A 13,431-nucleotide genomic window follows, 5' to 3' on the forward strand; every position below is an offset into this window, starting at 1 on the left:
TTCAATAGAAAAGATAGTGGAATATTTTGGAATTATAAGTAAACCTTTCTAAATAATTTTTCAAATCACATGATACTTCGTTCATCTTAATATAGAGATGCAAAAAATTCACCTTAAAAAGAAATCAAATGGAGAAGCAACTTCTCCATTTGATTTCTTTTAGTTATTTGGGTTTTTAAGTAATACTCTGTTTTCAAGAGATGTTTTCTTTTTAACTGTAACTGTCTTCTTTTTTCCTGTTTTTTTCTTTTTCCGTCCATTGCCATCCATTGAACCATTATCACTTTGTAGTATTTATAAACACTTCTTACTTGAAATTGGCCTTTTTTTCCTTTTGGAATCTTTGTTTTTGTTGTAGTAGTAAGTGAATATTTTTTAGAAAAATCGCTAGATAATCCAGCCTCTATTTGTTTAACTGGGATACCTGCAGAAGCTGTCACACTAATTGACGAAGATTCTTTATATACTTGTACTAAGGTTGTTGGTCCATGTACAGCCGCCCCTACATCTCTCCAGCCTCCAAAACTCTTTTTAATATATTTTGGATCCCCGCTTTGTATCCAATAAGTATAAGTTGGTTCATTGCCAGATAGTTGAGGTGTAGCCCCTCTATTACTAGTTGGTGTTGCAGCAAGGCTGCTGGATGGAAATGCAAGTACAATTAGCAAGACAGCTGTTAATAAACCCAAAATTCCTCGTTTCATGTTATCACTCTTAAAGATTTTTTCATTGAGAGCCCTTGCCAAAATGCTATATCCCCTGAAACTGTAAGCAGTCAGACAATTAAAGGTCGTTGATTTATTCCACTAAAGAAAGAAGACGTTTGTAGGAACATTATGACAAATGCAAAAAGAAATTGTGAGTTTTTGATTTTAATAGGATAAATTTGCTTATTATAAGTGCCAGAATTTTATCACTTTTTGAGGCTTTGGGCGAGTTTCAATAGATTAGGCTACTCATTCCTGTGGAAAATATTGTAAAACGGAAAAGGATGATTTTTTTTGAAAAAAAAAGAGCCGTGAAAGCCACTCCTTTGCTAAGATATAAGTACGACCAAATATCCAGGGAGTGATTTCATGGCTATTTCTATTCTAACACAAACCAGAGACTTTTCAATACAACAAAATTTGACTTACCACAAACCCATCAATCCTTCACATGGAAAGAGACTGCTTGAAATCACCATTTGCGGGCTTTCCAATGTTCAATAAGTCTTTTTTATTTGTTTTGTTAATTGAACTTTCATATTATCCTATGACAAACCGGTTGCTGAATTTGATGAAGATTATTGAACAGTTCGGTTTTACGGAAGGAGAATATGCCCCGCTATTGAGCTTACTTGGTCGATTCGGTCAAGCTCGGGAAATCGCCGAAGCAAATCTTTGGCTCGCTTCCGACGCATCATCCTATGTAACAGGAACAACGATTCATTTGGATGCAGGTTATACTTCAAGATAAATTTTTGTCAGATTCTCCATGGTGAGTAAACCGGAATAAACCTTTCCAAGGGGATTTTTCTAACCTCATTGGAAAGGATTTTTCTTTTTTTGTGCAGAACGAATAAATTTCCGGGAGAAATTCCAAATTAACAAAGTTTGGAATTTTTTACATAAAATAAAGCTACTTATCCCTCCAATACATAAGGGGGTGTCTGCCTAAAATCGTAAAATCTAATGTTGAGCAATTTACTATTCTCTTCTTTTAGTTCTTTAAAGGTGCCTTTTTTGATATTAAAGCATTTCTTCCAACTCTTCCAACTCTGTAAGCTCTACATCTGAAATAACTTTGATTCCGTTTCTTTTTAATAAAGCAGAAGTCACTCCATTGCCGGGTACCTTTTTGCCGCTAAATTCACCGTTATAAATCATTGAACTTCCGCATGAAGGACTATTTTCTTTCAACACAACAGTTGTGATCTTCATCTTTTGTACCAGTTTTAATGTCTCATATGCGCCTTTTATATACATATCGGTTACATCTTTTCCTAACCGATCTACCACTTTTGCCCGGCCATCCAATACATCGAAGCCATCTCCTTGAATGATTTCGGCAGGGATCCTTGGTATTGGAAGACCTCCTAATAGTTCCGGACAAGCTGTGATAGCGCGGTTCTCATCTACTAACCTCTTGATTATGTCACGAAGGCAATGTTTCCCGTCATAACGAACTTCTAGTCCTGCTAAACATGAACTAACTAAAATCATTGATATTCAACCCCATTTTACTATGTTAATATTAAAAAAATCGGTTAGTTTCTCAAACCACTTTTGAATGGTCCGATCCAACTAAAAAGCAAAATGACACCAAAGACAAGTTCTCCCAAAAAACGTATCTAACAATCCTCCCATGGATGGGAAAGACGGCTTTCCGCAAAAAAGGTTTGATGATTGCCTGAATCTCGCGTGTACCGGCTGCATCCCCAGTGCCCGGCTTTGCAGTGGGTGGTTTGATTTTGGAAAAACAATAAGCATGTCAGAATGCTTATCTGCGACGAATTCTTTTCAGTTCTAGCCCGCATTGAAAAATAAAGAAAACGAAAACCGGGCGGAGTTTTGCCCGGTTCGTTTGCAACGGCTTATTTTCCTAAAACATCGTGGTCGACCCAGCGTTTGCCGTCGATTTCACTGATGAGGTTAACAGCCACTTTAGCGCCGTCGCCTGCTGTGATAATCGTGTGCATGGAAACGCCGGCAACCGTGCCGCATGCCCATACATTCGGGACATTCGTTTTTCCTTGCGCATCCACTGCAAAAACGGTTTTTACGCGTGGTTCTGTTGCCGGTTTGGTTTTGACGCCAAGGGCTTCCCCGAGGCTTGCAATCATGCCGGTTGCAAGAATAACGTATTTGCTTTCGTACGACTCTTGTTCTGTTTTAATGGTAAAACCATTTTCCGTTTTTTCAATCGATTCAACTTTTTTGTCGACCAGTTTGGCACCGAATTGCGCTGCCTGTTTTTTACCGGTTTCGACCAGGTCTGGTCCGGTTATTTCTGTTACACCGTAGTGATTTTTCAGCAAAGCCCGCTTGGTAGCGCTCGTGCCGCCATCAAAAAGCACCGTGCTTTTCCCGGCTTTGGCCGTAAAAATAGCGGCACTTGCCCCGGCCGGACCAGCTCCAATAATGGCAATTTCATACATCGTACATTCCTCCCTTACCATTTTAAGTATAGACCGGCAGATGGGGAAGTTCAAAAAATACACTTTGGAACCGGATTACCGGTTTTTCTCATTCTCTTTTTTATCATAAATGCAGTTCCATCCATTCATCCACTTCCTGGAAACCGAATTTTTCATACAACGGCTTGCCCATTTCAGAAGCGCCAAGCCAGATGTTGGAGATGCCGGCCTTTTTCACCTCATCAACCAGTTTTCCCATCAATTCTTTCGCGATCCCCTGGCCGCGGTATTCTTCTTTTGTATACACATTTGTAATGTAGGCTTTCTTCCCGCTTTTATTCACATAGCTCGGCGGGAATTCGTAAAAAATGACGGCCCCGCAAGCAACGATTTCTCCTTCGTCTTCCGCAAGCCATTGGACCATGGAGCCTTCTTTTAATTTCTTTTGAAAAAACTTTTCCAAATCGGCATCAATGTCCGTCTTTGGTTCGATGCCCTGGGCAACCTGCTGCTGCTTTCTAAGCTCTATTAAATGATGAAGATCATCAAGATGGGCTTTCCGGAATTCCATAGCTGCGCCTCCTTCATCACGGTTATGAAAGACAAATCATAAGCGAACCGCCGCTTTCAAATACTTTTTGCTACCCAGGAGACAAACCTTTAAATGTCCTTCGAGTACCCCACTCGAACGGCATATGATTTCCCAAATGAATGTATGGCGTGGCCCTGCCGGCAATGTATAGTGACTTTTGGCATGCCATCAAAAAACAGTTCGCATGTGCGGGCGCCTCTTATATACTTCCCAATTAAAAAAGCCGCCCCGCCGTTTGGCAGAGCAGACTCCTGATCATTTTTTCTCCTCGAAAACTTTCCGGATCCGTTCAATTGCCCATTCCAGCTCTTCTTCCGTTATGACAAGCGGCGGGGCAAAGCGGATGACATTTTCATGCGTTTCTTTGCAAAGCAGCCCTTCCTCTTTCAATGCTTCGCAATAGGAGCGCGCCGGTTCCGTGAGCTCCACGCCGATGAAAAGGCCGCGGCCGCGGATTTCCTTAATCGACGGGTGCTCGATTTCACGCAGTTTCTCCAGGAGCACCTGCCCAAGCCGGAGCGAGCGTTCCACCAGTTTTTCTTCTTCAATCACCTCAAGGCTTGTGATCGATACCGCGCATGCAAGCGGGTTGCCGCCGAACGTCGAGCCGTGCGACCCCGGGTTGAATACACCCAGTATTTCTTTATTTGCAGCTACACAGGAAATCGGCATGACACCGCCGCCAAGCGCTTTCCCAAGAATGAACACATCCGGGGTAACACCCTCCCAGTCAACCGCAAACAACTTGCCGGTCCGGCCTAACCCGGTTTGCACCTCGTCTGCCATGAAAAGCACCCGGGACGCGCGGCAAATATCCGCTGCTTCTTTTAAAAACCCGGCCGGCGGAATGTTGATGCCAGCTTCCCCCTGGATCGGCTCAACAAGGAACGCTGCCGTATTCGGAGTGATGGCTTCCCGCAGCGCTTCCGCATCCCCGTACGGAATGAGCTTGATGCCCTCAATCATCGGCCCGAAGCCGCGTTTATATTCTTCTTCCGATGAGAGCGACACCGCAAGCAGCGTACGGCCATGGAAATTTCCGGTACAGGCAATGATTTCCGCTTTATTGTCCGGCACGCCTTTCACATCATATGCCCAGCGCCGTGCAGCTTTGACCGCCGTTTCCACCGCTTCCGCCCCGGTGTTCATCGGCAGCACCATATCCTTTTTCGTCAGTTGGCACACTTTTTCGTACCATTCGCCAAGTTTGTCGTTATAAAACGCGCGTGATGTGAGCGTCACACGGTCCGCCTGGTCTTTTAATGCCTGAATGATCTTCGGGTGGCGGTGCCCCTGGTTCAGTGCCGAATAAGCACTCAGCATATCCATATAGCGGCGGCCGTCCGGATCCTTCACCCACACCCCTTCCGCTTCCGAAATGACAACCGGAAGCGGCGCATAATTATGCGCACCGAACTGTTCCGTTTTTTCAATTACTTGTTTCGCTTGCTCTTTTACTTGTGCCATTTTGTTTCCCCCTTCTTTTCAATGTCCCTATCCATTCATATGCAAAAAGAATGCCATCATGAAAAAAAGGCCTTCGTGCGGTTTTTTCAGTGAAAATGCAAAAAATTTTTGCATAAAGCCGCAAAATATTTTAAAATTTTTATCATCGAAGGGGGTGGACACAACATGGAAGAAACAAAAGATGTACTCCTCGCGTTGTACGAAACAATAATGAATCTCGTCGATGCCGGCATTCATGCAGTGGATGAAGAAGGGCGCACGATGATTTACAATCAAAAAATGCGGGATATTGAGGGGATGGACAGCCGTGAAGTACTGCATAAAAAATTGGAAGATGTTTTCCGCTTCCGCAGCAGTGAAGAAAGCACCCTGTTAAAGGCGCTCAAAACCGGAGAAGAAAGTCATCTTGTCAAGCAGACGTATTTTAACAATAAAGGCCGCGAAATCACCTCCGTCAACCATACGTATCCGTTTTATTATAAAGGGAAATTGATGGGTGCTGTTGAAATTGCGGAGGACATTACGAAAATCGAGCGCCTCATTCGCCGGAACCATGAGCCCCATACCGGTTACACATTTCATCATATTATCGGAAAAAGCAAGGCAGTTTCTGAAGTCATTGAATTTGCAAGACGCGCCGCCCGTACTTCCTCCTATGTGCTGATTATCGGCGAAACCGGGACGGGAAAAGAGTTGTTTGCACAGAACATCCATTATGAAAGCGAAAGAAGCCGGGGACCGTTCATCACGCAAAACTGTGCAGCGCTTCCCGATAATCTCATTGAAAGTATCTTATTTGGTACGAAAAAAGGGGCATTTACAGGGGCCGTTGACCGCGCAGGGCTGTTCGAACAGGCGGACGGCGGCACGCTTCTGCTCGACGAAATCAATGCGTTGAACATTCATTTGCAGGCAAAGCTTTTGCGCGTGCTGCAAGAGAAAAAAGTAAAACGGATCGGGGGCACGCAGGAAAAGCCAGTGGATGTGCGCGTGATCGCCACCATGAACGAAACGCCTTACGAAGCGATTGCAAATCACCGGCTGCGCAAAGATTTGTATTACCGGCTTGGTGTCGTGACGCTGTTTATCCCACCGTTACGGGACCGGCTGGAAGATTTGCCCCTTCTCACCGGCCATTTTATTCAAAAATACAATCCCCTTTTTCAAATGAATGTCAGGGGGATCACACCGGAAGTGCTCACTTTCTTCCGGTCGTACCGCTGGCCTGGCAATATACGCGAGCTGGAGCATATGATTGAGGCAGCGATGAATGTCATGCTCGATGAAGACATGATTGAACTCCGCCATCTGCCCATGCAGTACCGGCAGTCCGGCCACTTCAATTCGCCGGCGGAAAAATCACCGCTTTTAAAAGACCGGCTGTTTGAATACGAGAAGCATTGTATTTTAGAAGCGCTGGAGGCAAACGGGTCGAATATATCAAAAGCAGCAGAACAGCTCGGGTTAAGCCGGCAAAGCCTCCAGTACCGGATGAAACGGCTCGGGATTTGACGTGTGTAAAACACAGCCGGCTTCAAAGATCACCTCTAGCCAGGCAGTTAGAAAAAGGCAGGGGACTCAACAAACAGCCCCTGCCATGATTACGCTTATTTCACTTGTTCCTGCAGCACTTCTTTTAACAACTCGATCGCACTTTCTTCTGTCGGGTCGTTTGTTCCAAGCTCGCCGCGGAAGGCTTTGGAGAGGATGGATTGTTTTATTTCGTCTGTATTTATTTTGATTACATCTTTTATTTTACTTTCTTTTTTAAATATATTTTGTAAAGTGGTGATTATTACTCTCTGTTCTTCTAATGGCGGCAATGGAAAAATAAAGTCTGATATTAACGAGACACTCAAATTTTCTTGATTACCTCCCTTTGCCACCTGTCTAAACCTTTGATAGCCTTCCATAAAATAATAAAATATGAATTCTGGTGCTATATAATCATTAGGCAATAACGCACAAACAGCTTGATTACAAGTCGCTTCCACACTTAAAATAGCAGCTCTACCTCTTGTCAATCCCTGGCCATACATAGCAACCAAAACAGTATTTGGTGGAAGCAACTTTGCAGAACTATTTGCAACTGCTTCAGGAGTAATTTGCTCTTCACTTTCATTAATAGCATTCCATTTTATTTCACCGGTTTTAATCCATGGTATATTTCCTTCGTAATATTCTGGAATAGTTCTTTTTGGAGTGCCTCCAGAAGTAATTGTAAAGACATCTCCTAATCTTACCCATTTCCAAGTTGATGGAATGCTATACCTTAAGTCTTTAATATTAATTTCCTTTGATACTTTTCTCCGTATACTTTGAGATTCCTTTATTTTGACATATAATGACTCGGCATCTTCAATGTTTTTATTTTCCTCTCTCCACTTCCTCGTCAACTCCCCACGAAACGCCTTATCCAAAATAGCCGCCCGGCGAAGTTCAAACGTTTCCTTCGCTTCCTCAATCAACCGCTTTGCTTCGTCAATTTTACTTAAAAGTTGCTTGATTTTATTTACAATTCTTTTTTGCTCTTTTAACGGAGGAAGTAAATGAGGAAAATCTTTTATTATTGTTTGTGAAATATTTGGTTGAGCACCACCCTTTCCCAAATCAATAAGTGTTTTTCTTTGATAGAAGAAATAGTAGAACATAAAATCTTTATCCATTAAGAAGTGCGGAACTCCTACTGCACAAGCTTGATTAGTTGCTGCATCAATGCCCAAGATTCCCAGTTTACCAATAGTCGCACCATACATAGCGATAGCGACAGAATCCTTTGGAAAGAGCTTAGCACTAGATTTTTTCAACGCTTCTTCTGATATCTTTTCTTCAGAATCTAATATCACGTTATCTCTTAACTCACCTGTTTTAATCCAAGGAATGTTACCTTTATAATATTCTTCTTTTTTTCGAGAGGGTGTACCGCCAGATCCCCATTTTGCTATATACCCTGATTTTACCCACACCCAATTCCCCGGCACTTCATACGGCTGCTCTTTTTCCGGCACCAAAGCTTCTTCCAATAACTCCTCCATGGTCTTTTGCTTCTTCCTCACTTCACAGCCACCTCATCCGCTTCCACAGCGCGCAGTTCGTCTACCACTTCGCCCAGTAAATCCATTGCCTGCTGCAGTTTTGCGATCGCTTCTTCTGCCGATTCAACCGGGTCTGGCAAGTTTTCGTAGGAGGACAATGACGCATCCGCGATCAGGCCGATGTCGAGGCTGTCACCTTTTTTCGCAATTTCTTCCCGTGTGAACACATTCCAGCGCTCGTCTTCCACTTTCGACCGGTCTTCGGCTTCGTAGGCTTTCATGAAGTTTTCGAAATGCGCCATCGTCAACTGGTTGCGTTTGCCGAATGACGGCATATTCGTGCGGAGGTCATACACCCACACTTCTTTTGTGTTGTCCCGGTCGGTTTTTCCTCTCGTAAAGAACAGGACATTTGTTTTGACGCCTTGTGCATAGAAAATGCCGGTCGGCAGCCTTAAAATCGTGTGCAGATTGCATTTATTCATTAAGTCTCGGCGGATTTGCGCACCAACGCCGCTTTCAAACAGCACATTATCCGGCAAAACGACTGCTGCGCGCGCTTTGCCATCATCTTTTAAGGCATTGTAGATCAGCTGCAGGAAATTCAATTGCTTGTTCGATGTGTCAAACGTCAAGTCATCACGCGATACCCGTTCGCCGCCCTTTTTTGTGCCAAAAGGCGGATTTGTTAAAATGACATCCAGATTTTTCATCCATTTCCCGTTGTTGGATAAAGAGTCGCCATGCTCAATGCGCCCTTCCATGCTGTGGAGCAAGGCATTCATTAATGCAAGACGGTGCGTGTCTTTTACCAGCTCCATCCCGGAGAAAGCTTCCTTCCTCTGGAATTCCGCCATTTGCGGATCCAGGTCAAAATAGTCATCCGTTTTCTGTCTTACATAACGGTCCGCGGCAATCATAAAGCCAAAAGTGCCGGCTGCCGGATCCGCGCAGCGCTCGCCGATTTTCGGGTCGACCAGCTGCACCATGACATCAATCAGGACGCGCGGTGTAAAATATTGCCCTGCTCCCGATTTCTTTTCATTCGCATTTTTTTCCAGCAGTCCTTCATACAGATTACCGAGCCCTTCTTCTTTTGCGCTGTACCAGTCGAGGGCATCAATCGATTTAATGATTTTTTCAAGGTTTTTCGGCTCTGAAATGCTGGTCGCTGCATCGCTGTAGATATCGCGCAGCATTTCATTACCGCTTGTGCCCAAATGCAGCAGCAAATGCTGATAAAATGTTTTTAACTCCGTTCCTTCCTTGGCCACAAGGTCATCCCAGCGATAGCCTTCCGGAATGGCAGACTCCTTTTCTTGTTCTTTCATCATTTTTAAAAACAGCAGATACGTTAATTCCGTCACATATTGCTGATATGTAATCCCGTCATCCCGCAAAACATTACATAAGTTCCAAAGCTTTTGTACGATTTCCTGGTTGTTCATTTTTCTCCTCCTGTTTTTACTGCACATGTTACTTGCAATGAAACAAGCCCTTCTATATTCCAAAGAAAAGAACCCAGTCACTTTTTGGGAGCTTGCATTCAAAGGAGCTGGGTTCTGCCTGTATATGATATAGGCTGCCTTTACTTTCGTTCATTTTTGGTTTGAAAAATTTGCACGGATTGGTTTTGCAGCATTTGTACTGTTTTTGTTTTTCCCGAATTTGACTCAGGCATTTTCGCTCTTCTGATGGCACACTTGGTTCCAAAACCCATTTGATAAAAGCTTCTTTTTCCTGCCTTGTTTCAAATTCAATTTCTATTAGGGGGTTATGGAACAATGCAATCACTTCCGTAGCATACATAATTGTACATGTACAATTATATATGCAAAATCCTAAAAAAGTCCATGTTTCTATCAAGTTGTATGTGTCAAGTTTTTCCCGGCAAGGTTTAAATATCGGGCCTTTCAAAACAACGAAACCCAGTTCATCCAACCGCCAAAATCCGGCTGGATGAACTGGGTGTATTTATATCACATATAGATTGTCATTAATCGTATCCACAATCCTATCAATTTCATCACCAAATTCGCGTTTCAAAATCTTATACCCGCCTTGGCTGCGGAACGGTTCTTCCCCAAACGCCTCTTCCGGGTTTGGCGCCAGCACCGGAACTTGCAGCAACTGCTTTTCAATCCGCTGCAGCCATTTTTTCTGCCGCGGCGTCCAGTCATGCAGGGCGTACACCTTTTGCATCGCCCGCCTGATCCGGGTTTCATGGTCAATAAGCGATTCGCCTAATGCAGCTTGGCGAATGAAACTGATGATATCGGCCGCAATATCTTCGTTTTTCGTTTGTTTCCAGGCCGTTTGCAAGTGGGATTGTTTAAACCCTTTCGTCTCCAGTATCGTAATTAATTCACGCAAGTCCTGCCTTGTTAAATCTTTCGGGCGCGTGCAAACGAGGTGGAGTGCGGGAATTTCATTGATATTTTCTTTAATAAATTTTACAAATCCATCCAGGTAATCTTCAGGTCGTTCATTCCCTTCACCATAGCCCCGGATGACTGCTGTTACCCGGTCTGCCTGATTGGAAATATAGCGTTTATCTCCACCTGTCCGGTAATTTTCCATGTACTCAAACAAGAGGCTGTTTTGCTTTGCTTCCTGCGGCGTGTAATATTGAATTTCTTTCGCCCAGTCTTCAATATTTTTGCCATTGGACAGCTCTTCAAATTTCTGTTTTGCTTCTTCACTGAGCCTTTGTTTGCGCCGCTGGATTTTTGCGCCCAACTGATCGCGGTAAAATTTGGCTTCTTCTTCCGTTTGCGCGTTCACAAGCGACTTGTACAGCTCGCCAATACTATCATGTTGCTGTTTCACGACTGGCTTCATTTCTGTATAAGGCTGAAGTTTATCGTAAATCCCAACAGCATCATAAATATTAAAATGGCTTTTCCCGATCTCAGGGCAAAGGCGGGTGGCGCGGCCGAGCATTTGATCATACAGAATACGGGATTGAACGCGGCGCAGAAAGACGAGATTCGTAATGGCCGGCACATCCACACCGGTCGTGAGCAGATCAACCGTCACAACAACATTTGGCAGCCTTTCGTTTTTAAAACGTTTAATGGCATCGAGCGGCTTATAAATATACCCCGTAATTTTCATAATGGCATCATCTTCTATCTCATCGCCGCGTTCGGCATATGCCTCTTTCAATAAACGGACGACCAGGTCTGCATGCTGGTCGGTAGCAGCAAAAATCAGTGTTTTTTCTTTGCCGGACGGATCAATATAATCCGCCAGTTTATTCAGCACCGCCCTGTTAAAAGATTCGGTGATCACTTTTTTGTTAAACTGTTCAACTTCAAAATGAAGGGTATCTTCCATTTTTTCTAATTGAATTTCGCCGTTTTCCGCATCGTACACTTCGACTTCTTCATCTTTCTCAAAAGTGATCCCCGCTTGTGAAAGTTCCGTTTTGAATACATAAGGCGGCTCATGGTCAACCAGATAGCCGTCCAGTACCGCTTCACTGTACGAATATTTAAAGATCGGCATGCCGAAAATTTGCGTCGTATGAAGCGCCGGTGTCGCGGTCAACCCTAAACAGGCCGCATCAAAATAGTCAAGAACGCGCCTGTACTGGCTGACATAATCGTTTTGATCCCTGAACAATAGTTCATCTTCAGACATTTCCCTGTCGCTTGTATAGCCGCGGTGCGCTTCATCTACAATAATAAAATCGTACTGCCCGACGCTCGGAATTTTTTCTTCATTGCTGTAGAACAGCCGGCGCACCATCCCTTGCACCGTTGCGATGTGCACTTTTGTTGCCACTTCCGGTGAAATGTCCCCGATCGACTTCACATCATAAATATCAGAGAATGAATAACCTTCAATCTTAGTATCCTTCAGGGCATCTTCCGTTTGTTTCCCGAGTGAGTTGCGGTCGACAAGAAAAAGAATGCGCCTGCATTTTTTCGATTTAATGAGCCGGTACATGAGCGCAATTGCGGTACGGGTTTTCCCGGTCCCTGTTGCCATTGCGATGAGCATCCTTCTTTGTCCGGCTTTCAGTGCTTCTTCGGCTGCCAGCACTGCTTTTTCCTGATAAGGGCGCAATCCGAATTTCGAGATGCTTTCTTCTTCAAGCCGCTGATTGGCATCCTCATCATCCTGGCTCAGTAACATGAGCAAATCATCGGGAGAGTGCCAGCCTTCAAGCGGACGGGCGTGTTCAAGCGGCTTACGGGAATCCCAAAACCAAATGCCCGATTCCTCTTGAAGCTGCCTTAAAAAAGGCCTGCCGTTGGTTGCGTATAGGAAAGGCACCTTATATTCATTTCGCGTTTGTAAAATCTCTTCATTTTCAATTTGACGCACTTGTCTTGCATAAACTTTTGTCTGGCTTTCCAGCGCGCTCGGAATCGTCTTTTTCTTCGCCTTTGCTTCTATGAGCCCTACCAATTTCAAACCGATAAATAAAGCATAATCCGCTCTGCCTTTGCCAACTTTCCATTCCGCAATGGCCATATTCCGGTTCTTTTCAGGCACTGTACCATGTGTATAATGATTCAACAAAGTTGTATCTGCTTCCCAGCCGGCGGCACGCAACTTCTCATCAATAATGGCACGTGTTTCCGCTTCCGTCAGCTCATGGCGGCGCATAAAGGTTACAGCTCTCTTTTTCCGTTCCGTTTTCTCTTCCGCATTTTCTTTAGAAGCTTTTGCTCTAATAGATTCTAACTCGTCTTCAAGCTTTTTCAGCTTCTCTTCGTATTCCTGCTGGAGCTGTTCCGTATCAACTTTCTTCTGCTCTTTCGGCTCTATGTATTCCGGCGCTTGAAAATCCCATTCTCCGTATACTTCCATAAACCAAATGGACAGGCGAAAAGCGAGCCGCAGCAGTGCTTTTGCTTCCTCTGTTGTAAATTTCAGGGCTTCGTGCATGGCCTGGTTTCCCTTGCGACGCAGCGTTTCAAAAATATCCATCAGTTCCGGCTCAATCAAACCTTCTCTGCGCAGCATATGGATACGATCCACTTGGGATGTTCCGTATGCTTCCTTGATATTTTCGGCTGCCAGTACGAACTTGGTCAACGTCTCGGCAAACAACCTAAGTTTCATAATCGTTGTATGGGGATCCTGATAAATATTTCTCTCAGCCGTCTCGCCCAAATTTGCAAGCACATCCCATTTCCCTTTAAAAAATGAAAAGTTGCTTTTCACTTTCATCACCGTTTTCTTTTTACTTTGCTTTTATTATA

The 13,431-nt window shown here is 44.1% G+C and carries 11 protein-coding genes; 2 read left to right on the forward strand and 9 right to left on the reverse strand.

Annotated elements, in window-relative coordinates; all coding sequences use genetic code 11:
* Positions 1-113: 113 nt before the first annotated feature.
* On the reverse strand, positions 114-704 hold the full coding sequence (locus NSQ19_RS12830) for a hypothetical protein (RefSeq protein WP_340702954.1): 591 nt from the start codon (positions 702-704) through the stop codon (positions 114-116).
* A 469-nt stretch (positions 705-1,173) separates the two neighbouring features.
* Here NSQ19_RS12830 and NSQ19_RS12835 point away from each other — a divergent pair, with 469 nt between their 5' ends.
* Entirely contained in the window at positions 1,174-1,458 is a 285-nt protein-coding gene (locus NSQ19_RS12835; RefSeq protein ID WP_034768242.1) for an SDR family oxidoreductase, read from the forward strand.
* 272 nt (positions 1,459-1,730) lie between these two features.
* Here NSQ19_RS12835 and NSQ19_RS12840 read toward each other — a convergent pair whose 3' ends face one another.
* From NSQ19_RS12840 to NSQ19_RS12855, 4 genes are all read right to left on the reverse strand, one after another.
* Complete coding sequence (locus NSQ19_RS12840; RefSeq protein WP_026684082.1) at positions 1,731-2,204, reverse strand: DUF523 domain-containing protein; 474 nt, start codon at positions 2,202-2,204, stop codon at positions 1,731-1,733.
* A gap of 371 nt (positions 2,205-2,575) precedes the next feature.
* Positions 2,576-3,139: an FAD-dependent oxidoreductase gene (locus tag NSQ19_RS12845; RefSeq protein ID WP_019721639.1), complete on the reverse strand. Its 564-nt coding sequence runs from the start codon at positions 3,137-3,139 to the stop codon at positions 2,576-2,578.
* A gap of 103 nt (positions 3,140-3,242) precedes the next feature.
* Positions 3,243-3,689, reverse strand: coding sequence for a GNAT family N-acetyltransferase (locus NSQ19_RS12850; protein WP_013860456.1), 447 nt, complete (start codon positions 3,687-3,689; stop codon positions 3,243-3,245).
* Between the two features lie 276 nt (positions 3,690-3,965).
* Positions 3,966-5,177, reverse strand: coding sequence for an ornithine--oxo-acid transaminase (locus NSQ19_RS12855; RefSeq protein ID WP_340702955.1), 1,212 nt, complete (start codon positions 5,175-5,177; stop codon positions 3,966-3,968).
* Between the two features lie 165 nt (positions 5,178-5,342).
* Between NSQ19_RS12855 and NSQ19_RS12860 the strand changes: the two genes are divergently transcribed.
* The gene (locus tag NSQ19_RS12860) at positions 5,343-6,689 is read left to right on the forward strand and encodes a sigma-54 interaction domain-containing protein (RefSeq protein ID WP_340702956.1); all 1,347 of its coding nucleotides are present in this window, start codon (positions 5,343-5,345) and stop codon (positions 6,687-6,689) included.
* Positions 6,690-6,784: 95 nt separating this feature from the next.
* Here NSQ19_RS12860 and NSQ19_RS12865 read toward each other — a convergent pair whose 3' ends face one another.
* The 4 genes from NSQ19_RS12865 to hsdR are packed head-to-tail and all read right to left on the reverse strand — an operon-like array spanning position 6,785 to position 13,399.
* Positions 6,785-8,233: a restriction endonuclease subunit S gene (locus NSQ19_RS12865; RefSeq protein ID WP_340702957.1), complete on the reverse strand. Its 1,449-nt coding sequence runs from the start codon at positions 8,231-8,233 to the stop codon at positions 6,785-6,787.
* Positions 8,230-9,660 (reverse strand): class I SAM-dependent DNA methyltransferase, encoded by a 1,431-nt coding sequence (locus NSQ19_RS12870; protein ID WP_029142667.1) that lies wholly within the window; start codon positions 9,658-9,660, stop codon positions 8,230-8,232. The genes NSQ19_RS12865 and NSQ19_RS12870 overlap by 4 nt, the downstream gene beginning before the upstream one ends.
* A gap of 52 nt (positions 9,661-9,712) precedes the next feature.
* Positions 9,713-10,153, reverse strand: coding sequence for a hypothetical protein (locus NSQ19_RS12875; RefSeq protein ID WP_340702958.1), 441 nt, complete (start codon positions 10,151-10,153; stop codon positions 9,713-9,715).
* A gap of 33 nt (positions 10,154-10,186) precedes the next feature.
* Positions 10,187-13,399 carry a type I restriction-modification system endonuclease gene (hsdR, locus tag NSQ19_RS12880; protein ID WP_340702959.1) on the reverse strand — a complete coding sequence of 1,071 codons (3,213 nt, stop codon included), beginning with the start codon at positions 13,397-13,399 and terminating at the stop codon, positions 10,187-10,189.
* Positions 13,400-13,431: the final 32 nt, after the last annotated feature.

The sequence above is a fragment of the Weizmannia sp. FSL W8-1119 genome (assembly GCF_038008605.1).
Taxonomy (GTDB): domain Bacteria; phylum Bacillota; class Bacilli; order Bacillales; family Bacillaceae_C; genus Weizmannia; species Weizmannia coagulans.